The following is a 22,852-nucleotide window of genomic DNA, read 5'->3' as shown; positions in this document are numbered from 1 at the left end:
TTAACTATGCGATGTAAGGAGCCGGTGCGGGCGCTTCATTTTTAAGAAGTTGGCAAGCATTGGCTGCGAGATTGCCCTGGACATGACGGGTTTGGGCCAAACAAAAAAAAGGCGCCGAGTAGCATGAAGCTGGTCCGTCATCGCCGGTACTACAGTCCGGTATGTCCTCCTTTTTGTATCTAGTTTCCAGGGGACAGATTTATGACGAGCATTAACACCAACACTTCCGCACAGGCCGCTCTCCAGACGCTGCGCAACGTCAACCAGAACCTCGGCAGCACGCAGAGCCACGTTTCGTCGGGTTACCGCGTCGAAAAGGCTTCCGACAACGCGGCTTACTGGTCGATCGCAACGACCATGCGTTCGGACAACAAGGCACTTTCCGCCGTCTCCGACGCTCTCGGCATGGGTGCTGCCAAGGTCGACACCGCTTACACCGCCATGGACAGCGCCATCGACGTCGTCGGCGATATCAAGGCCAAGCTGGTTGCCGCCACTGAAAACGGCGTCGACAAGGCCAAGGTCCAGGAAGAAATCGGCCAGCTGCAGCAGCAGCTTCTCAGCGTCGCTCAGTCGGCTTCCTTCAACGGCGAAAACTGGGTCGCCGGCGCTTCCGGCACCAAGAGCGTCGTTTCCTCCTTCGTCCGCGACGGTTCCAACGCCGTTTCGGTCACCACGACCGACTATGTTCTCGACAGCGGCTCTGCGGGCAACGTGCTGTTCGGCATGAGCGGCGGTTCGGTCGAAACCTCGACGGGTATCCTCGGTACGTCGAATGGCGCGACCGGTTCGATCTACTCGATGGACATCACCAACTTCACCGCCGGCCAGATCCAGTCGGCTCTGACCAACGTCGAATCGGCTCTGAAGTCCATGACCAGCGCCGGCGCCGCTCTCGGCTCGCTCTCCAAGCGTATCGACAACCAGGACACCTTCGTCTCCGCGCTCAGCGACTCGATCGACTCCGGTATCGGCCGCCTCGTCGATGCAAACATGGAAGAGGAATCGTCCAAGCTCAGCGCCCTGCAGACCCAGCAGCAGCTGGCGATCCAGTCGCTGTCGATCGCGAACTCCTCTTCGCAGAACATCCTGTCGCTGTTCCGCTAAGACCGGTCGGCACAAGGTTTCCAGGTTTCGCGGCCGGGTCATCCCCGGCCGCGAAATGTTTTAAGATAAGGTTAATGAAAATCCATCTAAGTGCCCGATATTTTTACGTTATTTTCAATTTCAATTTAGCTTTCCTTAACCATCTTGCTGTTTTCTAGGCCCATCGAAACGGCGAGTTAACCTTAACGAGAATGGTTAACAGGCATGATGCTGATCGCTGTGGGCCGGCCGAAAATCCGGAATGTCCCTTCTTAAAATCTGCCAACAAGGGGCAAACAAACTATGACGAGCATCAACACCAATAACGCTGCAATGGCAGCCCTCCAGACTCTCCGCGGCGTCAACCAGGGTCTCCAGACGACCCAGGCTCACGTTTCGTCCGGCTATCGCGTCGGCAAGGCTTCCGACAACGCTGCCTACTGGTCGATTGCAACGACCATGCGTTCGGACAACAAGGCACTTTCCGCCGTTTCCGACGCTCTCGGCCTCGGCGCCGCCAAGGTCGACACCGCTTACTCCGCCATGGACAGCGCCATCGACGTCGTCGGCGACATCAAGGCGAAGCTCGTTGCCGCCACTGAAAACGGCGTCGACAAGGCCAAGGTCCAGGAAGAAATCAGCCAGCTGCAGCAGCAGCTTCTGAGCGTCGCTCAGTCGGCTTCCTTCTCCGGTGAAAACTGGGTTGCCGGCGCTTCGGGCACCAAGAACGTTGTTGCCTCCTTCGTCCGCGACGGCTCCAACGCCGTTTCGGTCGTCATGACCGACTATGTACTCGACGACACCTCCGCAGGCAACGTGCTGTTCGGCATGAGCAACGGCGCGGTCGAAACCTCGACGGGCATCCTCGGTACTTCGAACGGTGCGACCGGTTCTGTCTACGCAATGGACATCACCAACTTCACCCTCGGCGAAATCCAGACGGCTCTGACCAACGTTGAATCGGCTCTGAAGTCCATGACCAGCGCCGGCGCTGCTCTCGGCTCGATCTCCAAGCGCATCGAACTGCAGGAAAACTTCGTCTCCGCGCTCAGCGACTCGATCGACTCCGGTGTTGGCCGTCTCGTCGACGCCGACATGGAAGAAGAATCGTCCAAGCTCAGCGCCCTGCAGACCCAGCAGCAGCTGGCCGTCCAGTCGCTGTCGATCGCGAACTCCTCTTCGCAGACCATCCTCTCGCTGTTCCGCGGCTAATAACCCGCCGAAATATTTGCCCGCCGGTCTCCGGCGGGCATCCAAATCGAGCCGCGCTTCGATGGAGCGCGGCTTTTTTAATGTCTGTTAACGATCGATTAACCATAATGCTGTTTTCTCAGGTCAACGAGACGGCGGGTTAACCAAATTTAAGAGCCGGTTAACAGGCATGAGGCTGGTCCCCGTTCCCGGTAGCTTTCCGGAATGTCCCTTTTTTCCACCTGCCAACAAGGGGCAATCATTTCATGACCAGCATTTTGACGAACGTTGCGGCGATGGCCGCTCTTCAGACACTCCGCGGCATCAACGACGGCCTTGAATCGACGCAGAACCGCGTATCGTCAGGCTACCGTGTCGAAAAGGCCGCCGACAACGCCGCCTATTGGTCGATCGCAACGACCATGCGTTCGGACAACAAGGCGCTTTCCGCCGTTTCCGACGCTCTCGGCCTCGGCGCAGCCAAGGTCGACACCGCTTACTCCGCAATGTCCAGTGCCATCGACGTCATCAGCGAAATCAAGGCGAAGATCGTCGCCGCGACCGAAAAGGGCGTCGACAAAACCAAGGTTCAGGAAGAAATCGGCCAGCTGCAGCAGCAGCTGCTCAGCATTGCCCAGTCGGCTTCCTTCTCCGGTGAAAACTGGGTTGCCGGCGCTGACGGCACCAAGAGCGTCGTTTCCACCTTTGTCCGCGACGGCAACGGCAATGTCTCGGTCAAGACGACGGACTACCTTCTCGACACGACCTCCACGGGCAACGTTCTCTTCGGCATGGACTCGACCGGCGCCATCGAGACGAGCTCCGGCATTATCGGCACATCATATGGGACGATCGGTTCGATCTACTCGATGGACATCAGCACCTTTGGCTCGGTCGAGATCTCCATGGCCCTGACGTCGATCGAGGCCGGCCTGAATGCGATGACCAAGGCTGCATCGCAGCTCGGCTCGATTTCCACCCGCATCGACCTGCAGGAAAACTTCGTGGGAGCGCTGAGCGATTCGATCGACTCGGGCGTCGGCCGCCTCGTCGATGCCGATATGGAAGAGGAATCGAGTAAGCTGACGGCATTGCAAACCCAGCAGCAGCTGGCCATCCAGTCGCTGTCGATCGCCAACTCCAGCGCTCAGAACATCCTCACGCTGTTCCGCAGCTAAGCCCGGCGCTGAAGCTGGACCGAATCTTGCGGCACCGTCCGGCCGCAAGCGAAAAGCCTCCCGAACCGCGCCCGAAACGGCGCGGTTCTTTCTTTTATATCAATTGGTTAATCAGCGTCTCGATCGGCGATCCGCGCTCGCCGCTGCGCTCTTGCCCAATAGGTTGATATCGAGTTACCTTTGCCTCGAGTTGATTTGCTTTTGCGACATACGGCGGAAATCCTGCCGTAGGCATGACGCCACTTCAGTCGCTGCCGGCAATCCGGCCTGCCCTTTCACCTTATTCCGAGACCTGTCGATGACCGTTAAGATTACCAGCGCGGCCGCGGTGAATGCGCTTGCGGTGCTGCGCAGCATCAACAAAGAAGCCAGCCAGACCCAGCAGCAAGTGTCCTCGGGCTATCGTATCGAGACGGCCGCCGACGATGCGTCCTACTGGTCGGTTGCCACCGTCATGCGCTCGGACAGCACCAATCTCGGAACGATCGGGGATGCGCTCGGTCTCGGCGCTGCCAAGGTCGATTCAACCTACACGTCGATGACCTCGGCGATCGATCTCATCGGCCAGATTCGCGCCAAGCTGGTTTCGGCAAAAGAGCCTGGCACCGACAAGGACAAGATCAACGCTGAGATCAGCGAATACAAGGAACAGCTGCAGACCATCGTCGAATCGACGTCCTTTGCCGGTGAGAACTGGCTGCTGAACGGCGATTCCGCCGCGCCGCCGACATGGTCGGTCATCTCGGGCTTCGTGCGCGCGTCAACCGGCGAATATCAGGCCCAGAGCATCGATTTCCCGTCGTCGCAGACCATTCTCATCGATAAGAACGATGCGAGCGGCGGTCTGTTCACCAAGGCGGTCGATGCCAATGCAATCAATAACAGCGGTGCGACATCGCGCAATTATTACCTGCTGAACGCCGGTTCGACCACGCCGGCGACGGGTACCGAGATTGCGATCGATAAGAACACGACCGATGCGCAACTCACCGACATGCTCGATGTGACCGACTCGCTGCTCTCCACGCTGACGACGACGGCCGCTTCGATCGGCGTGATGAAGACGCGCATCGACGATCAGATGGATTACACCGCCGATCTCTCCGATTCGATCGACAAGAGCGTCGGCGCGCTCGTCGATACCGACATGGACGAGGCTTCGATCCGGCAGAAGGCGATCGAAACCCAGAAGCAGATGGCGGTCGAAGCGATCTCGATCCTCAACACGGCTTCGAGCAAGATTCTGATCCTGCTGGAGTAAAGCTGGGCGCGATCGCGGATGGCGGCGCCATTCATCCTCGCGCAAGTTTGACTTCCTAGTTTCCGGCATGAGGGCATCGTCCGAATCCGTGCCGGCGCAAGGTCAAGCCCTTGTCCGCTTCGAAGGGGACATGCCGGCGCGCAAGGTTATTTTGAGCGGAGCGAATATGCTGCCGCCTCCCGCATGGGATGGATTTTTATGAGCATTACGCTTTCCCGGTATTTGAAGGATTTCGGTGAACCGGAACCGCCAGCACCGATCATCGACATGGATGATTTCGCCAGCGATGGTTTTCCTGAAACGCCGAGCGAACCGGCGATCGACGTCGAGGCGGAGCGCCGCGATGCCTATGCGGAAGGTCATGCCGCAGCGACGGCTGATTTGACCGGGAAATACGAAGGGGAGGCGCGGGCGCTGGCTGAGACCCATGCGCGCCAGCTCGAGGAACTGAAGCTTCGCTACGAAGTCGAGGCGGCGGCGATCATTGCCTCCCGCATCCGCGATATCGCCGAAGAGGTCGCGCAGATGGTCAGTGCCGGCGCCGCCGCGGCCATCGCCCCGGTCATGACCGAAGCGCTCGCCGCCAAGGCTGCCGAAAACCTCGCCGTCCTGCTGCGCGACGCGATCCTTGAGGGTGCGGCCGGACCGATTATCGTCAAGGGTCCGGCGCGGCTTTTCGAGATATTGCAAGCCGAACTCGGCGAGCATGCCGAGGCGGTTCGCCACTTTGAGACCGACGATATCGATCTCGCCGTCGAGATCGGTGAATCCGTTATCGTCACCCGTATGTCGGCCTGGGCGGCCAGCCTGAAGAAAGTTCTCGAATGAGCGACGGCGAAAACCATCACCACGGCAAGAACGAGATCATCATCGTCAAGAGGCATGGCGGTGGCGATCACGATGGCGCCCATGGCGGCGCCTGGAAAATTGCCTATGCCGACTTTATGACGGCGATGATGGCGTTCTTCCTGGTCATGTGGCTGGTCAATGCCGCCAACGAGGAGACCAAGGCCTCGGTCGCGACCTATTTCAATCCGATCAAGCTCTCCGACGAAAAGCCGACCGAGAAGGGACTGAAGAAGCCCGTCGACAACGCCGAGGGCGAGGAGAAGCAGGAGAAGTCGAAGCAGAAGGAAGAAAATCCGAACGACGGCAAGGCCTCGGCGGATGGTGACGACCAGACATCGACATCAGGCGACCAGACCAATTATTCCGAGGCCGATTTCTTTGAAAATCCTTATTCGGTTCTCGCTGAGATCGCCCAGGAAGTCGGCCAGCAGGCCAATGTCAGCGCCAAGGGCGATGGCGGTGCGGCCGATTCCGGCCCGGCCACCGGCGCCGATGGCGGCGAGGCCTATCGTGATCCCTTCGATCCGGATTTCTGGACGAAGCAGGTCGAAGTCACGACGGCCGGCAAGTCTGCGCCTCCCGGCAAGAGCGACGAGCAGGCGGCCGAGAGCGGGACAACCGAGGTCGCCAAGGTAGAGGATATGAAGCCGATACCGCTGACCACGGATCAGAAGGCCGCCGCCCAGGAGACTTTGGAAACCAAGGAAACGGCGGAAACCAAGGGCGCGGCCGAGGCCAAGGACGGCAAGGCGCCGGAGGATAAGAAGGCTGACGACAAGAAGGCTGGAGATAAGAAGACCGGCGACAAGAAGGCTGGCGACAAGAACGCCGGCGCGCAAAAGGACGCCGATCACCAGAAGGATGCGGACAAGAGCGCGGTCGAGGCCCAAGAGCAGAAGCAGGCAGAGCAGCTGCAGGCCGAGATCGCCCAGCAGATCGGCGGCGTTGCCGGCAAGCTTGCCGAAGGCCTGACCGTGACGGCATCCGAAGGCGGGCTTCTGGTCAGCATCTCCGACCAGACGGACGATTCGATGTTCAATATCGGTTCGGCGGTTCCACGCCAGGAAATGGTGCTCGCCATGCAGAAGATCGGCGCGATCCTGAAGGAGAGGGGTGGGGCGGTCGCCATCCGCGGCCACACCGACGGGCGCCAGTATAAGGGCGCGCAGAACGAGAACTGGCGGCTTTCGATGGATCGCGCCCAGAGCGCCTACTACATGCTTGTGCGCGGCGGTCTCGACGAGAAGCGCATCTCCCAGGTCTCCGGCTTTGCCGACCGTCGGCTGAAGCTGCCGGACGACCCGTTCAACGCGACCAACCGCCGGATCGAGATTCTGGTGCAGGCGGATAAGGGATAGTCGGATGGCGCGTCGGCAGCATCGCTATATCGGATGTGTGGCCCTCGGCCTGGCGATGCTTTCGCCCGCCGCAGGCAAGGCGCAGGATCCGGATGATCTTGCGCCGTACAAGATGCTGCGGTCGCTGCAGTTCGTGCAGGATTCCGTCGTCGGCGGCGATCATTCGGCCGGTGAGATGCAGCGCTTCATGCTGGGCACGATCGACCAGCGGCTGCGCACCGTCGAGACTTCGGTTTTCGAGGACGACCGCAATGTCGACGCGGCGCTGATCTATGCGATGAGCGGCGGCAATCCGCAGACGCTCGAATATCTGATCGCCCATGACGTCAACGGCTATTTCGACAACCGTGTCACCGATGTGCTCAGGAAATATCTGAGCGGCAAGGGGCTGCTCGTCGCCAAGACGCTGGAGGAGATGGCCAGGGAATATCGCGACAAGAAGATCGGTCCTTACCTTGCGCTGATCGGCGGCAACGTGCTGATCGCGACGAAACCGACCGACGCGCTGGATCTCTACGACCAGGCGCGCCTTGCGGCACCCGGTACGATTGTCGAGGAAGCGGCGTTGCGCCGCTCCGTCGCCATCTGCGTCGACAAGGGGATGCTCGACAGGGGGATGGCCTATTCGCAGCGTTATGTCAGGCGCTTTCTGCATTCGCCCTATGCCAGCCAGTTCGCCGATCTTTTCGTCGCACTCGTCGTCGGCCACGACCACGACGTGAAACCGCAGGATGTCGTCGACATCCTCTCTTTCATGGATGCGCCGCGCCAGCGCGAGGTCTATCTGCGTATCGCCCGCGCGGCCGCAATATCAGGCAAGCCTGACCTGGCCCATATGGCGGTCGAGCGTGTGCAGTCGCTTGGCGCCGGCACGGACAATGCGTTCGGTCCGCTGGCGGATTTCTATGGCGGCATGGCCGGCCTTCCCACCGACGATATCGACCGGGCGGCGAAGAATGTCAGCGGCATCGCCGGCGACGCGCTTTCGCCGCGCGATCAGGCACTGCAGGCGGCGGCGCGGTCGGTTGCCGACCAGATCCTGCGCGCTCCCGACCCGGCAAGCCTGACGCAAGCCTCGAATCCTAACACTGACCATCAAGAAATCACTTCTGAAAAGGCTGCGGCTATTGCTCCGCAACCGGGAGCGCCGGGCGCGCTTCCCGAGCCTGTTCCGGGAGGCGTGGCATCGACTGGCCAGAGCCAGGGTACCGACCCCTCATTCAACGCATTTGTGACGACCAATCGGTCCAAGCTCGACGAGATCGACGGTCTTCTGGCGCAGGAAGGCAACGAACAATGATGGATATGAGCGTCACGGGCGGAGCCGCCGGTGCGGAGTCCGCCGCAGTTGCGAAATCCGCGCGGCCGGCCGGAAAAGATGATGCCGCCGGCCAAAAGAACGGCTTCTCCGACGTGCTTGCCAAGGCAAGCGGCGGCGCCGTCAATGACGAGGCGAACGATGGACAGCCGGGTCAGGGTGCGGTCGCCGATGCCGCTGTCGCCGCCGAGAAAGTGGCGCGGACGATCCGCAGCCGCAACGGCGCAAAGCCGTTGATCGATCTCAGCGACGCCGCACTGAAGGCGCAGGCGCAGGTGCAGCCTGAGAGCGTCCCCGAGATCGTCAATGTCGACAAGGCCGGGGCAAAGTCCGTAAAGGCCGAGGTCAAAATGCCGGCGGATCTCACCTTTGGCAAGCTCGACCCGAAGGACCGCTCGGCCGACGAGATCGCCCAGGCCGTCAAAGGCGGCAGGCACACCAAGGCCGACGCGCTGGAAACCGAAACGGACGAGGACAGCGCCGATGACGACGGCGGCATTTCCGACGTCCTCGGCCTGTTGAAGCGGGATTCTGGCGACGGTACGGTGGCTTTGCCGGCGGTAGGGGCGCATCACGCCTCTGCCGGAGCCGATGAGGTCAAGCCCGCCGACAAGAAGGTCGACGGTATCGAAGCCAAGGCAGCCGGTCATGCTTCCGACGCCCTGGCAGCTGTCAGCGGCAGCCTCGAAAGCGCTAAGACGGATGTTCCCGGAGCGGAGAACGCCGAAGCCGCCGATGGCAGGACGTTCAGGATCAGCCGCGCCGACGGCCGCGGCGTGTCGATGGATGTGCACCTCGGCACCGATCAGGCAGAGGCAAAGGATGGCGCGAAGAAGACCGATGTCGAAAACGTCTCGGTGCTGGAATCGCGCCGCTATATCGGTCTGATGCAAAATTCGAATTCCGCCGCCGTCACCGCCGCTCTCTCGGGCGATTCGGAATGGGCGCGCGCCATGGAACCGAGCTCGGCGCTCTCCAACGCAGCGGAGTGGACGAGCACCGGCAAGGTGGTCAACACGCTGAAGATCCAGATGAACCCGCTCGATCTCGGCCTTGTGACCGCGACCATGCGCCTGTCCGGCGACGCCTTGAACGTCGATCTCAAGGTCGAAACCGGGGCGGCTTATCGTCAGATCAAGGAAGATCACGACAAGATTCTCGAAGCTCTGCGCAGCCAGGGTTATGCTGTCGACAACGTCACCATCAGCATGGCGCCGGTCGAGCGTAGCGATGCCGGCAACCAGGCAGGCAGCCAGGGCCAGGCCTCCCAACAGCAGTCGCTTCCCCAACAGGGGCAGGGCGGCGAGGCGCGCGAGCGCCACAATCAGACGGCACAGCGGACGGGCGGGGGCTTCAATGGCGCAGGCGAGACCGGTATTGAAGACGTTTCTGCTGGCCGCAGCAGCGGCACTGGCGGCGTTTACCTCTGAGGCCAAGGCCTCCACCGGCGCCTGCGAACGCGAAATCCAGTCGGCGGCTGCCAAATACGGCATCCCCGTCGGCATCCTCTATTCGGTCGGTCTGACGGAGACCGGCCGCAAGGGATCGCTCTATCCTTACGCCATGAATGTCGAAGGCAAGGCGATTTTTCCGCCCTCGGAACAGGACGCGATGAGGCAGTTCGACGTCGCTCGCAGCAGCGGCGCCAAGCTCATCGATATCGGCTGCATGCAGATCAACCACTATTATCATGGCGAAAATTTCGCCTCGGCCGAAGACATGTTCGACCCGCATCGCAACGTGGAGTATGCGGCAAAATTCCTGCGCAACCTTCATGACCGTCACGAGACATGGACGATGGCGGTAGCCAGATACCATGCAGGGCCCAACAATGACCCCGCGCAGAAGCAATATGTCTGCCGCGTCATCGCCAATCTGGTCGCCACCGGCTACGGCAAGTGGACTCCCAATGCGAGTAACTTTTGCCAAAATTGATTCAACCGAAGATGGAAGAGGCCTATTGTGACGAAACTGTGTCACAATATGGCAGGAATCCGGCATGAATCGCCTGCGCAAGTCATAATTAAGGGAGCGTTAACTTTTCCACGAATTTTTGGTGTGCATAATCAACCGTACCCACTAGATGTAGATCAAATCGCTACCCGGATCTTAATCAATTATTAATTTCTGCCATTAACTTTAACGAGTTGTCGCCGATTCGCACGATTCGTACCCATAGATCATTGAAGTGCCACACTGATTCGGAGGCGGACGAATGATCGTCGTGGTTGATGAGCGTGAGCTCGTGAAAGATGGATATACATCTCTGTTCGGCCGTGAGGGCATTCCCTCCACTGGCTTTGATCCAACCGAATTCGGCGAATGGGTGCAGACCGCCGCCGATTCCGATATTGCGGCAGTCGAGGCGTTCCTGATTGGTCAGGGTCAGCGCAACTACGAACTGCCGCGGGCGATCCGAGATCGCTCGATGGCGCCGGTGATTGCGGTCAGCGACCAGCACTCGCTCGAAAACACTCTTGCGCTGTTCGATTGCGGCGTCGACGATGTCGTGCGCAAACCGGTGCATCCCCGCGAAATCCTCGCCAGGGCGGCTGCGATCCGGCGCCGGCTGAAGGCGATCGCCAATTACACCGAGATCGGCGGCATCCGCGTCTTCTCCGATGGCCGCGACCCCGAGATCAACGGTGAAGTCTTCGCGCTTCCCCGGCGCGAGCGCCGCATCCTCGAATATTTGATCGCCAATCGCGGTCGCCGGGTCACCAAGACCCAGATCTTCAACGCCATCTACGGCATCTTCGATGAAGAGGTCGAGGAAAATGTCGTCGAAAGCCACATCTCGAAGCTGCGCAAGAAGTTGCGCAAGAAGCTCGGTGTCGATCCGGTCGATTCCAAGCGCTTCCTTGGCTACTGCATCGACTGGGGCTGATTTTTTGGGCCGGGCGGCGGCGCCCGGCTGAACCTCGATATTGGCCTCGCAGCTCGCCATGACAGACAGCTTCACGCAAGGCCCGGCAAATACTCTTGAGCTTAACAGGTAAAACGAGGTTTTCAGATGAGCATTTTCGGCAGCATGAAGACGGCGGTATCGGGAATGAATGCGCAGGCGAACCGCCTCAGCACCGTCTCCGACAACATCGCCAACGTTAACACGACCGGTTACAAGGCCGTGTCGACGAGCTTCTCGTCGCTGGTTCTTCCCTCCTCGGGCGGCAATTACAATTCCGGCGGCGTTCAGACCTCCGTCCGTCAGGCGGTCTCCGACCAAGGCGATATTTCCTACACCACCTCCACCACCGACCTTGCAATCTCGGGCGACGGCTTCTTCATCGTGCAGGGTGCGGACGGCACGCCGGTTCTGACCCGCGCCGGCGACTTCCAGAAGGATGATGAAGGCAATCTCGTCAATGCCGCCGGCTTCCAGCTGATGGGCTATTCCTACGATTCCGGCTCTCCCGCCGTCGTCGTCAACGGCTTTGATGGCCTCGTGCCCGTCAACGTCAACCAGGAAGGGCTGACCGCCATCGCCTCGACATCGGGTGTCTTCAAGGGCAACCTCGATTCCGGCGCCAACGTCGCTCCGGTCGCTCCCGCGACGGCTCCGAGCGCCAACCTCGGCACCACGACAACCGATACCAAGAAGTTCTCGATGGTCGCCTACGACACTCTCGGCAACAAGGTGATGTACGACTTCTACTTCACGAAATCCTCGGTCGCGGCGGCGCCGCCCCCGACCCCTCCCGCCGTTAACAGCAGCTGGGAAGTTGCGATCTTCCGCAATGCCGATGCGGCGACGGGCGGCACGACTTCCTTCCCGTATAGCACCACAGGCGGCACCGTCGGCCTGACCCAGCTCGATTTCGATGCCAACGGCAAAATAACCAACTCGACGGGCGCCGTTAACATCGTCGATCCGGTGACCGGCCAGACGATCGCCATGGACCTCTCCGGCTTCACGCAGCTCGGCGCCGCGTTTGCCGGCACCGGCACGCCCGACGGCCAGGCTGCAAGCCCGGTCAAGGACGTCACGATCGACGGCGACGGCATCGTCTACGCCAAGTACGAAGACGGCAGCACCAAGCCGCTCTATCGCATTCCGCTCGCCAACGTTGCGAGCCCGGACAAGCTGACGCTGATGAGCGGCAACGTCTACAGCGCCAACGGCCAGTCGGGCGTCACCGTCACCGGCTTCCCGCAGACCAACGGCCTCGGTACGATCAAGTCAGGCGCTCTCGAAGGTTCGAACGTCGACCTCGCCGGTGAACTCACGGAGATGATCGAGGCGCAGCGCAGCTATACCGCCAATTCCAAGGTGTTCCAGACGGGGTCCGACATTATGGACGTCCTCGTCAACCTCAAGAGATAATCGGGCTCAAGAGATAATCAGGGTAACGGGTAAGCCATGTCGCTCACGTCAGCACTTAATACCGCGCAGGGAATATTCAACAATACCGGCACGCAGAGCAGTGTCGTATCGAACAATATTTCGAATGCCGGCAACAAGGATTACGTGCGCCGGCAGGCGATGCTCACCACGTCCCTGAACGGCGCACAGGTCGTCAAGATCGACCGGGCGCAGGAAGATGCCCTGCTGCGCCAGTATCTGAAGTCGTCCTCTCAGGACAGCGCCCAGCAGACCCTGCTCAGCGGTCTCGAGGATCTCAAGTCGATCGTGGGTGGCAACGACTACGAAACGGCGCCATCCACCTATCTCGGTGTTTTCCAGCAGAAACTTCAGGCCTTCCGCACGACGCCGGGCAGCACCGTCGCCGCCCAGGGCGCCATCACCGCCGCCCAGGACGTCGCCAACTCGCTGAACAACGCGTCGACTTCCGTTCAGGACGTTCGCGCCAACGCCGACAAGCAGATCGCCACCGACGTCGAGAAGCTGAATACGCTGCTCAGCCAGTTCGAGACGGCCAACAATGCGGTGAAGACCGCGACGGCTTCGGGCACGGATGCATCCGGCGCTCTGGATGAGCGCGAGAAGGCTCTCAAGCAGATTTCGCAGATCGTCGGCGTCAGCGCGACGACGCGCGACAACAACGACATGGTGCTGAGCACCTCTGACGGGACGATTCTGTTCGAAACGATCCCGCGTACGGTGACGTTCCAGGCGAAGGATGCCTACAACGCCACCATATCAGGCAATTCGGTCTATATCGACGGCGTCGCGCTTGCGCGCGGCAGCGGATCGACGGCGACGGGCCAGGGGAGCCTTCAGTCGCTGCTGCAGGTCCGTGACGAGATCGCCCCGAACTTTCAGAAGCAGCTCGATGAAATCGCTCGCGGCCTGGTCTCGCTCTTCAAAGAGCAGAGCATCTCGGGCACCCCGACCTATGTGACCGGTCTCTTCACCTGGAGCGGCGACACGGTGGAGGCCGGCAGCTCTGCTGTTGCCGGCATGGCATCGACCATCACCGTCAGCAGCACCGTCATCACCTCGCAGGGCGGCGACCCGATGCGCCTGCGCGATGGCGGCGTCAACGCCGACGGCGTCGTCAACAATCCGACTCACCTCAGCGGTTATACGACGGACCTCGATAGTCTTTATAATGCCTTGGGCTCCGACATGGATTTCGACCCGGCAACGGGAACGACGGTCGGCTTCGACGCCACGACGGGCATCGATTCCAACGTCAGCATCATGGAATATGCCACGAATTCCCTCGGCTGGCTCGAGCAGTACCGCAGCAACGCCACGACGGCGGCGGAGAACACCTCGGCGGCGCTGTCGCGCTCCGACGAAGCCTATTCCAACGAGACGGGCGTCAACCTCGACGAGGAACTGACGCTGCTTCTCGACATTGAGCAGTCCTACAAGGCTGCGACCAAAATCCTTAATGCCGTTGACGAAATGTTGAAGTCACTGCTGGATATTGCGAGTTAAGCCATGAAGAGCTCATTTATTTCAAGTTCAGCCATTCAGAATGCGATGCGCCTGACGATCCGTCAGGGGCAGAACCAGATGACGAAGGCGACGATGGAAGCAACGACGGGAGTCTACGCGGATATCGGTGTCTCGCTCGGCGGCAATGCCGCCCGAAGCGTGGATTTCAGCCGCGAGGTCGACAGGATCGACTCGATCAAATCGAGCAATTCGCTGGTCACCGCGCGCATGGAATCCTCGCAGCTCGGCCTTTCCAAGATGAAAGACGTCGGCGACGGCCTCGTTTCGAAGCTGACGGCGCTTCAGGGCAGCCACGATCCCGGCAGCATCACCGTCGCCGTCCAGTCGGCGACCAGCGCGCTCTCCACCATGATGGACACGGCCAATACCATGGTGAACGGCGAATATCTGTTCTCCGGCATCAATACGGATGTGCAGCCGCTGAGCGACAAGACGACCGCCACGAGCGCGGACATCGACACTGCGCTGAACACCTATGCGACCGGCCTCGGCAAGGCCGTCAGTGATCTGACCGGCGATGAAATGGAGACCTTCATAACCTCGACGGTCGAGCCGATGTTCAGCGAAGCGAACTGGACCGATCCGACGACCGGCTGGTCGCAGGCATCGAGCCAGAACATGACGAGCCGCATCAGCAACTCGGAAGTGATCGAATCCTCGACCAACGCCAATTCCGAAGGCATGCGTTACTTCGCGCTTGCCTCGGTCATGACCTCGGCGCTGTTCAGCCAGGATCTCAGCAGCGATGCGATGAGCACGGTCTCCAAGCAGGCGATCAGCTACACGACGAAGGCGACCAGCGGCCTCGTGACGCAGGCAAGCCAGCTCGGCCTTTCCCAGGAGCGCGTCAAGAAGTCCAACGACGCTCTCGACGCCCAGTCGAACATTATCAAGAATAAGCTCGTCGATCTCCAGGGCGTCGATCCCTACGAAGCCTCGACCCTCGTCAAGACTTTGGAAACGCAGCTTGAAACGGCTTACACAATCGTTTCGAAGATTCAGCAGTTGAGTCTCGTAAACTACCTTTGATGATCAAAGGCGCGCACAGAAGGATGCATGAATGTATCAGTTCTCCTATGCCGAAGTCATGCAGGACTCGGTGGCCGACGCGAAAGAGCGGGAATGGCAGGTTCTCGACCGGTCCATAGATCTGCTGTCGTTGGCGCGCGATAAGGAAAAATACGGTCGGGAAGCCATCGAAGCCCTGTTTTATACGCGCCGGGTGTGGATCAGCTTCATTGAGGATCTGAAACATCCCGACAACCAGCTGGAAATCGAGCTGAGGGCGAACCTCATTTCGATTGCGATCTGGATATTGAAGGAATGCGACAGGATACGAAAACGTCTGTCTAATAACTACCAGGGCATCATCGACGTTACCACCATCATCAGGGATGGACTTAAATGAAAAGTACACTTCGAATTTCTCTGAAAGCCGGAGAAAGAATCTTCATCAACGGCGCTGTCCTGCGCGTTGACCGCAAGGTCGCGCTGGAATTCCTGAATGATGTGACGTTCCTTCTCGAAAACCACGTCCTCCAGCCGGAAGGCGCCACCACGCCGCTGCGCCAGCTCTATTTCATCGCGCAGATGATCCTCATCAATCCCGAGGGCAAAGACCATTCGACGGCGATGTTCCGCAAGTCGATCACCATGCTGCTTGCCTGCTTCAAGAACGAGGAAATCCTCGCCGAACTGAAGCGCATCGATGCGCTCGTCTCGACCGGCCGCGCTTTCGACGCGCTGAAGGCGATCCGCGGCCTCTACGCGATCGAAGACAATATCCTCAACAACCACGAAATGCCGCCGACGATGGTGGAGCAGATTCGCAGGGAGATTGCACCATGGCGGTAGATGCAACATCAAGCGTGACGAGCTCGACCTCGACGAGCACGTCGAGTGCTACCCAGAAGGCAACGCTCAACTACGACAATTTCCTTCAGTTGCTCATCGCCCAGATGAAGAACCAGGATCCAACCAGTCCGATGGATGCCAGCGAACAGGTCGCGCAGCTTGCAACTTTCTCGCAGGTCGAGCAGACGATCCAGACCAACACCAAGCTGGACACGCTTCTGGCGAGCTCGAGCCTGACCCAGGCCAGCAGCTATGTCGGCAAATACATGGAAAGCGCCGACGGCACCGTCAAAGGCATCATCGATTCCGTCAAAGTTTATTCCGACGGTGTCATTGCGACGACCGAGGATGGCGGTAAGATACTCGTGCAGGCGGGAATCACTGTTTCCAACGAAGCGCCGACCACCACCACGACGACGACGAGCAGCGATACCTGATACCGCGGCGCCGATGCGTCGAGGGGTCACCAATCAATCGCGGCCCTGATATGGCGGGGCCGCCTCAAGGCGATATGAGGTTGCCTTCGGATGAATGAAGCTGATGCATTGGATCTGTTCCAGGCCGCGATCTGGACCGTCCTGATTGCCTCCGGTCCCGCCGTCCTTGCCGCGATGGTGGTGGGTCTCGTTATTGCCTTGATCCAGGCGTTGACCCAGGTGCAGGAAGCGACATTGACCTTCGTGCCGAAGATCGTCGCCGTGCTGGTCGTGGTCGGTGTCACCGCGCCTTTCGTCGGCTCGCAGGTTTCGATTTTTACCAATCTCGTCTTCTCGCGCATTCAGTCGGGCTTCTGAGCCACCTTCGCGCAAGCTTCGCCATTTAATTCTCGATCCGAATTGGCGGACCTCATGTCCGCTCCTCTCATGAAGAGACGGAACAGTTATGGCGCAACCACCTGCAATACCCCTTCCGAAAGTCGTTCCGAGTCTGCGCGATGTCGGTTTCGCCCTCGGCATCATCGGCATCATCTGCATTCTCTTCCTGCCGATCCCGCCATTCCTGATCGATATGGGACTGGCCTTCTCGATCGCCTTCTCGGTGCTGATCCTGATGGTCGCGCTGTGGATCCAGAAGCCGCTCGATTTCTCGTCTTTTCCGACCATTCTGCTGATCGCGACGATGACCCGGCTGGCGCTGAACATCGCCACGACCCGCGTCATCCTGTCTCACGGCAATGAAGGCCACGATGCGGCGGGCGGCGTCATCGCCGGTTTTGCAAGCCTTGTCATGTCCGGCGACTTCGTCATCGGTCTGATCGTCTTCCTGATCCTCATCACCATCAACTTCATCGTCATCACCAAGGGCGCCACGCGTATCGCCGAAGTCGGCGCGCGTTTCACTCTCGATGCCATCCCCGGCAAGCAGATGTCGATCGACGCCGATCTTTCGGCCGGCATCATCGACGAGAAGGAAGCCCAGCGCCGGCGCAGGGAACTCGAAGAGGAAAGCTCCTTCTTCGGTGCGATGGACGGTGCCTCGAAATTCGTGCGCGGTGACGCCGTCGCCGGCCTCATCATCACAGCCATCAACGTCTTCGGCGGCATCATCATCGGCTATTTCCGCCACGGCATGCCGATCGGCGAAGCGGCCGACGTCTTCGTCAAGCTCTCGGTCGGCGACGGTCTCGTCTCGCAGATGCCGGCCCTCATCGTCTCGCTCGCCGCCGGCCTGCTCGTCTCGCGCGGCGGCACCACCGGCTCTACCGACCAGGCCGTCGTCAATCAGCTGAGCGGCTACCCCCGTGCGCTCTCGGTGTCGGCCGTGCTGATGTTCGTGCTCGCCCTGATGCCGGGTCTGCCGTTTGTCCCCTTCGTCATCCTCGGCAGTCTTCTCGCCTTCGGCGCCTGGTTCATCCCGCGTCAGGTCGAGGCGGAAAACATGCTTCGCCGCGAACAGGAGGAAAAGAAGGTCGTCCAGAACAAGGAGCTGGAAAAGGATTCGGTCAAGTCGGTGCTGCGCACCTCCGAGATCGAACTCGCGCTCGGCAAGATGGTCTCGACGCGTCTGCTCGGCGCCCACCAGGAGCTCGCCTTCCGCGTCGGCAAGATGCGCAAGAAGTTCGCCACGCAATATGGCTTCGTCGTGCCCGAGATCAAGGTGACCGACGATATCGCCATCGCCGAGAAGTCCTACCAGATCCGCATCCACGGCACGACGGTCGCCTCCAATCTCCTGCGCGTCGGCGAAGTCCTCGTCGTCACCGGCGCCGGCCGCCGGCCGAGCATTCCAGGTGACGAAATTCGCGAACCCGCTTTCGGCATGCCTGCCGTCTCGATCCTCGAAAACTTCGCCGACGATCTGAAACGCGAAGGCTTCCAGCCGATCGACAACGTCTCCGTGGTGCTGACCCATATGAGCGAGGTCATCCGCAACAACCTGCCGCAGCTTCTGTCCTACAAGGACGTCAAGGTGCTGATCGACCGGCTCGACCCCGAATACAAGAAGCTCGCCGACGAGATCTGCTCGTCGCACATGTCTTATTCCGGCCTGCAGGCGGTCCTCAAGCTGCTGCTTGCCGAACGCGTCTCGATCCGTAACCTGCATCTCATCCTCGAAGCGGTGGCCGAACTCGCCCCGCATGTCAGGAAGACGGAACAGATCGTCGAGCATGTCCGCATCCGCATGGCCCAGCAGCTTTGCGGCGACCTCGCCGACAACGGCGTGCTGCGCGTGCTGAGACTCGGCAGCAAATGGGATCTCGCCTTCCACCAGGCGCTGAAGCGCGACCCCAAGGGCGAAGTGATCGAATTCGACATCGATCCGCGCAGCCTCGAGGAGTTCAGCGAACAGGCCACTAAAGTTATCCGTGAGTTCATGGACCGCGGCCTGCCATTCGCCCTTGTCACGTCGCCGGAAACACGCTCCTATGTGCGCATGATCATCGAACGGCTGTTCGCCACGCTGCCGGTCCTGTCGCATGTCGAACTGGCCAAGGGCATCGAGATAAAGATTTTGGGCTCTATTTCATGATAACAGACCCGCAAGGGACCGTTCTCGCGCTGTTCCTGGTTTTCTGCCGGATCGGTGGATGTGTGCTGGTTCTTCCGGGTTTTTCCTCGGCGCGCGTGCCCGAACAGCTGCGCGTCTTCATCGCCGGTGCACTCTCGATTGCGGTCATGCCGCTGCTGTGGGACACGGTCTACCCGGCTGTCCACACGGGTTCGCCAACCTATATCGGCCTGATTTTCAGCGAATCGCTGGTCGGCGTGATGTACGGCTTGCTGGCACGGATCTACACGCTCGGCATGCAGTTCGCTGCGACGATCCTTGCCACGATGGTCGGCTACACCCAGCCGGGTTCGGCCGACATCATCGAAGACACGCCGGAGAGCAGTCTGTCCGGCTTCATCACCTTTGCCGGCATCATGATTCTCTTCATGATGGATTTCCATCACATCGTCTTCCGGGCGCTGATCGATTCCTACACCACCATGCCCTTCGGCGGCCTGACGCAGATGCGCGCGACGCTGATCTCCTTTACCGACACGCTGGAGCAGACCACCTACATCATGCTGCGGCTGTCGAGCCCGTTTCTGATCTACGGCATGATCTTCAACGTCTCGATCGGCTTCATCAACAAGCTGGCGCCGCAGATCCCCGTCTACTTCATCTCCACGCCCTATCTGCTGATGGGCGGGCTCTTCCTGATCTACTTCTCGATTGCGGCGATGGTCAGCCAGTTCGGCCAGTCCTTCGGCTCGATCTATATCGGGCGATGAGGCGGATATGGTCGAAAAGAACCGCTCCCAGAAACTCAAGCGACTGCTCTTGGTGCAGCGGCATCTCGAAAGGATGGCCGAGAACGACCTGGCCGAAACCAGCCGCCAGCGCGTCGAGGTCAATGCGGCGATGGACGACGTCATCCTCGCGCTCGGCTCGATGGATCCGGTCCACCACGCCTTCTCGCAGAATTATGCGGATCGATTCGGCCGGCTTTCCATCAAGGACAAGCAGTTGACCGGTATGCAGGAGATCCACGAGATGCGGCTGGCGCGCGAGCGCGCCAAGGGCGATCGTTTCGAAGAAAGCATGAACGACGCCCTCGAGGCCGAGCGCCGCGAGGCCGATGACAACGCCGTCTACGATGTCATCGATCAACAATTCGCAACACCAGCCTCCAGCAAGCTTCGAAACCCATAGTCGTTACGATCTTAAATTAGAGGATTGTAACGTGGCTATTTCGCCCCCCAGTGACCTCGTCCTGGACGTTGTCAAAGCCGCCGACCCCATGGAGGTTCAGGCGGCCCAGGAAAAATTGAAGGCAAATCGTGCGGCCTTTGCCGCAACGAGCCTCGCCGAAAACGGCAAGGGCTTCTCCAATACGGTCGATATTCTCGACCATATCGGCCAGAAGAGCGGCGTCAATAACATCCAGAACCGCACCAAGGCCGAGGAAGTGCCGGAAAGCTACCGGAAATTCGAGGCCATGGTTCTGCAGAATTTCGTCAAGTCCATGCTGCCGAGCGAAAGCGAAGACGTCTACGGCAAGGGCGCGACCGGCGATATCTGGAAAGGCATGATGGCCGAACAGCTCGGCAACACCATGGCCAAGGGTGATGGCATCGGCATCGCCAAGCAGATGTACAGCGAGCAGCTGCGCCGGCAGGAAGGCAAGATCGCCAATGCCACAACCGATGATCGTGACCGCAATACTGCACTCAGCATGATCGACGACTTCCAGCGCAAGACATTTGGCACGCCGACCGCCGACGCCAAGTCGGCAAGCGACGCATAACCGAGGGTACCATGGAAATAGTTTCGAACGAATACAGGATCAAATCCGTTCTCGGACGCCTCGAAATGATCATCGACAATGAGAACACCCGGATCGGCAGCGATCCGCAGTTCGATCTCAAGGTCTCCAATGCGCACAAGAGCCGCTGCCTCTACGAGCTGTCGATGCTTTTCCGTGACACCGATCCGGCCGAGCTTGCCGCTACCCATCTCGATCAGCTGCACGGCCTGAAGAAGAAGCTGGTTCTCAATGCCCGCCGGGTCGAGGCGCATCTCGAAGCGGTTCGCGCTGTCGCCGACCTGCTGAAGAACGCCGTTCAGGACGCCGATGCCGACGGTACCTATTCCCAGGAACAATTCGCCGCGCGTGGTAACTGATGATCAAGCTCGTCCTCACCGGCGTCTGGGTTTGCGCCATCACCTTGGCATCGGTCTATTTCTCGGTGTACCTGGCGACCGCGCCGGCGCCTGCTGCGACGGATTCCAAGCAGAACGCGCTCGAACTGGTGAAGGGTGAAACGATCACGGTGCCGATCATCGGCGACGGCGCGATCACCGGCTATTTCCTTGGCCGCGTTTCCTTCATGATGAACAAGGAGATGTTGAAGGGTGTGACGCTGCCGCTGGCCGAGATGACGACGGACGAGCTTTTCAGCCTGCTCGTCGGCAACAAGATGGTCGATATCGCCCACATCAAATCCTTCGATCCGAAGGCCTTCCGCGATGAGATCAAGAAGGGCATGAACGAGCGGCTCGGCGGCGAATATGTCGCCGACGTGATGCTGGAGCAGCTCGACTATCTCTCCAAGGAAGATGTCAAGGAAAGCTCCGCCGGGCAGCCGAAGAAGGTGAACACACCCGTCAAGATCGTCGAGACCGCACCGGCCGGCGATGCGCCGGCACCGGCCGCTCACTAAAGCGCGTTGTTTTTAGGCATGTCGTTATCCCGGAGCCGCTGACGCTTCCGGGCGGCATGCATTCATCCCATCCTATCATCGAGATAAGCGGCGCCGCAGGGCGCCGTTTGCTGTTGGCTGATGTGGTTAATAAACTACTTATGCGCGCATGGAAATCCAAGGAATTTTCCTAAGGGTTGTTTGAAACCGTCCTGTTATATCAGGTGCCACAGCTTGGCACGTGCCGCTTCCGGGTTCCGGGAGCGCCGATGCGGGAAGTGTGGGCTTGTTTTCCGGGATGTCGGGCGGATGAAGCATCCTCGGCAGGAGGTTGGAATGAATCTGATTGCAAACTTCGCGGTGCTCGCATCGCGGCGGACGATCTTCGATCTGCCGGTCTGCGACCTCGGCTGGGACGACGCCCTCGTTTTCATCAACGAGCTGGCCTCCATTCCCGTCGGCCAGACCGTGGTTTGCTTCGTCAATGCCCACAATATGCTGACCGCGCTTCGCGACGACGAATATTACCGAATCATGTCGCACAATCTGGTGCTGCCGGATGGCATCGGCCTGAACATCGCGTCGCAGATCGCTCATGGTTCGCCGTTTCCCGCCAACCTGAACGGCACCGATTTCGTGCCGGCCTTCCTCACCTTCATGGAGGCCCCGCGTCGCATCGGCCTCGTCGGCGGCACGCGTTCGGTTGTCGAGGCAGCGGCGGAAAATTTCCGCAAGCATACGCCCTGGCATGAATTCGTCGTCATTTCCGACGGTTATTTCGACAAGGACGATCCCTCTCTCGTCATCGAGGAGCTCGAGCGGCAGAAGGTTGATATCCTGATCGTCGGCATGGGGACGCCGCTGCAGGAGAAATGGGTTCACGACCACATCCGCGCCGATCATGCGCGCCTGGTGCTGACCGTCGGCGCGCTCTTCGACTTCGTCTCCGGCGCCGTTCCGCGTGCGCCGAAGACGGTGCGGATGATGCGCATGGAATGGGCCTATCGCCTGATCCAGGAGCCGGCCCGGCTCTGGCGCCGTTACATCATCGGCATCCCGGTCTTTCTCTACCATGTGCTGCGCTATCGCTTCCAACGGCGGGAAAGAATTCTCAGCCATCCGGAAGAACACCCAACCGTGCTGCAGCCGCCGTCGAGCCACAAGAAGGCGAGCTGAATCGAACAATTCAGCAAAACTGTGCTGCGGGTTTGCGTAAAATTAAGAGATGAGCAATGCTCTCATTTCTTGCCGGCTCGGT

General features: G+C 59.9%; 24 protein-coding genes. All 24 read left to right on the top strand.

Annotated features, from left to right (window positions below):
• Positions 1–201 precede the first annotated feature (201 nt).
• The 24 genes from CO666_RS16470 to CO666_RS16355 all read left to right on the top strand — a co-directional run bounded on the left by CO666_RS16470 (position 202) and on the right by CO666_RS16355 (position 22,770).
• A complete protein-coding gene (locus CO666_RS16470) occupies positions 202–1,107 on the top strand; it encodes a flagellin N-terminal helical domain-containing protein (RefSeq protein WP_097613162.1) in 906 nt (301 codons plus the stop codon).
• Positions 1,108–1,389: 282 nt separating this feature from the next.
• Complete coding sequence (locus CO666_RS16465) at positions 1,390–2,298, top strand: flagellin N-terminal helical domain-containing protein (RefSeq protein WP_097613161.1); 909 nt, start codon at positions 1,390–1,392, stop codon at positions 2,296–2,298.
• A gap of 245 nt (positions 2,299–2,543) precedes the next feature.
• On the top strand, positions 2,544–3,455 hold the full coding sequence (locus CO666_RS16460; RefSeq protein ID WP_097613160.1) for a flagellin N-terminal helical domain-containing protein: 912 nt from the start codon (positions 2,544–2,546) through the stop codon (positions 3,453–3,455).
• 298 nt (positions 3,456–3,753) lie between these two features.
• Positions 3,754–4,716: a flagellin N-terminal helical domain-containing protein gene (locus CO666_RS16455; protein ID WP_097613159.1), complete on the top strand. Its 963-nt coding sequence runs from the start codon at positions 3,754–3,756 to the stop codon at positions 4,714–4,716.
• A 198-nt stretch (positions 4,717–4,914) separates the two neighbouring features.
• Complete coding sequence (locus CO666_RS16450) at positions 4,915–5,544, top strand: hypothetical protein (protein WP_097613158.1); 630 nt, start codon at positions 4,915–4,917, stop codon at positions 5,542–5,544.
• Complete coding sequence (locus CO666_RS16445; protein ID WP_097613157.1) at positions 5,541–6,923, top strand: MotB family protein; 1,383 nt, start codon at positions 5,541–5,543, stop codon at positions 6,921–6,923. Before CO666_RS16450 ends, CO666_RS16445 begins: the two co-directional genes overlap by 4 nt.
• Positions 6,924–6,927: 4 nt before the next feature.
• Positions 6,928–8,223 (top strand): chemotaxis protein MotC, encoded by a 1,296-nt coding sequence (motC, locus tag CO666_RS16440; RefSeq protein WP_097613156.1) that lies wholly within the window; start codon positions 6,928–6,930, stop codon positions 8,221–8,223.
• On the top strand, positions 8,220–9,671 hold the full coding sequence (gene fliK / locus CO666_RS16435; RefSeq protein WP_097613155.1) for a flagellar hook-length control protein FliK: 1,452 nt from the start codon (positions 8,220–8,222) through the stop codon (positions 9,669–9,671). Before motC ends, fliK begins: the two co-directional genes overlap by 4 nt.
• Positions 9,619–10,176 carry a lytic transglycosylase domain-containing protein gene (locus CO666_RS16430; protein WP_097613154.1) on the top strand — a complete coding sequence of 186 codons (558 nt, stop codon included), beginning with the start codon at positions 9,619–9,621 and terminating at the stop codon, positions 10,174–10,176. The genes fliK and CO666_RS16430 overlap by 53 nt, the downstream gene beginning before the upstream one ends.
• 280 nt (positions 10,177–10,456) lie before the next feature.
• Positions 10,457–11,128, top strand: coding sequence for a transcriptional activator Rem (rem, locus tag CO666_RS16425; protein WP_085736218.1), 672 nt, complete (start codon positions 10,457–10,459; stop codon positions 11,126–11,128).
• Between the two features lie 126 nt (positions 11,129–11,254).
• The gene (locus CO666_RS16420; RefSeq protein ID WP_097613153.1) at positions 11,255–12,565 is read left to right on the top strand and encodes a flagellar hook protein FlgE; all 1,311 of its coding nucleotides are present in this window, start codon (positions 11,255–11,257) and stop codon (positions 12,563–12,565) included.
• A gap of 36 nt (positions 12,566–12,601) precedes the next feature.
• Complete coding sequence (flgK, locus tag CO666_RS16415; protein ID WP_097613152.1) at positions 12,602–14,089, top strand: flagellar hook-associated protein FlgK; 1,488 nt, start codon at positions 12,602–12,604, stop codon at positions 14,087–14,089.
• A 3-nt stretch (positions 14,090–14,092) separates the two neighbouring features.
• Complete coding sequence (locus CO666_RS16410; protein WP_097613151.1) at positions 14,093–15,139, top strand: flagellar hook-associated family protein; 1,047 nt, start codon at positions 14,093–14,095, stop codon at positions 15,137–15,139.
• A gap of 31 nt (positions 15,140–15,170) precedes the next feature.
• Entirely contained in the window at positions 15,171–15,518 is a 348-nt protein-coding gene (flaF, locus tag CO666_RS16405) for a flagellar biosynthesis regulator FlaF (protein WP_003570294.1), read from the top strand.
• Positions 15,515–15,964 carry a flagellar biosynthesis repressor FlbT gene (flbT, locus tag CO666_RS16400; protein WP_085736226.1) on the top strand — a complete coding sequence of 150 codons (450 nt, stop codon included), beginning with the start codon at positions 15,515–15,517 and terminating at the stop codon, positions 15,962–15,964. Before flaF ends, flbT begins: the two co-directional genes overlap by 4 nt.
• Positions 15,955–16,401, top strand: a complete 447-nt coding sequence (flgD, locus tag CO666_RS16395; protein ID WP_097613150.1) for a flagellar hook assembly protein FlgD — start codon at positions 15,955–15,957, stop codon at positions 16,399–16,401. The genes flbT and flgD overlap by 10 nt, the downstream gene beginning before the upstream one ends.
• A gap of 90 nt (positions 16,402–16,491) precedes the next feature.
• The gene (gene fliQ, locus CO666_RS16390; protein ID WP_010067422.1) at positions 16,492–16,758 is read left to right on the top strand and encodes a flagellar biosynthesis protein FliQ; all 267 of its coding nucleotides are present in this window, start codon (positions 16,492–16,494) and stop codon (positions 16,756–16,758) included.
• 88 nt (positions 16,759–16,846) lie between these two features.
• A complete protein-coding gene (flhA, locus tag CO666_RS16385; RefSeq protein ID WP_097613149.1) occupies positions 16,847–18,934 on the top strand; it encodes a flagellar biosynthesis protein FlhA in 2,088 nt (695 codons plus the stop codon).
• Positions 18,931–19,683 (top strand): flagellar biosynthetic protein FliR, encoded by a 753-nt coding sequence (locus CO666_RS16380; protein ID WP_097613148.1) that lies wholly within the window; start codon positions 18,931–18,933, stop codon positions 19,681–19,683. Before flhA ends, CO666_RS16380 begins: the two co-directional genes overlap by 4 nt.
• A gap of 7 nt (positions 19,684–19,690) precedes the next feature.
• Positions 19,691–20,104, top strand: a complete 414-nt coding sequence (locus CO666_RS16375; protein WP_097613147.1) for a hypothetical protein — start codon at positions 19,691–19,693, stop codon at positions 20,102–20,104.
• Between the two features lie 31 nt (positions 20,105–20,135).
• Positions 20,136–20,699: a rod-binding protein gene (locus CO666_RS16370; protein ID WP_097613146.1), complete on the top strand. Its 564-nt coding sequence runs from the start codon at positions 20,136–20,138 to the stop codon at positions 20,697–20,699.
• A gap of 11 nt (positions 20,700–20,710) precedes the next feature.
• Complete coding sequence (locus tag CO666_RS16365; protein WP_085736230.1) at positions 20,711–21,076, top strand: hypothetical protein; 366 nt, start codon at positions 20,711–20,713, stop codon at positions 21,074–21,076.
• Positions 21,076–21,615: a hypothetical protein gene (locus tag CO666_RS16360; RefSeq protein ID WP_097613145.1), complete on the top strand. Its 540-nt coding sequence runs from the start codon at positions 21,076–21,078 to the stop codon at positions 21,613–21,615. Before CO666_RS16365 ends, CO666_RS16360 begins: the two co-directional genes overlap by 1 nt.
• A gap of 315 nt (positions 21,616–21,930) precedes the next feature.
• Complete coding sequence (locus tag CO666_RS16355) at positions 21,931–22,770, top strand: WecB/TagA/CpsF family glycosyltransferase (protein ID WP_097613144.1); 840 nt, start codon at positions 21,931–21,933, stop codon at positions 22,768–22,770.
• Positions 22,771–22,852 lie beyond the last annotated feature (82 nt).

This window comes from Rhizobium chutanense, from assembly GCF_002531935.1.
GTDB lineage: Bacteria > Pseudomonadota > Alphaproteobacteria > Rhizobiales > Rhizobiaceae > Rhizobium > Rhizobium chutanense.
This window is presented reverse-complemented; position numbering and strand designations above follow the sequence as displayed.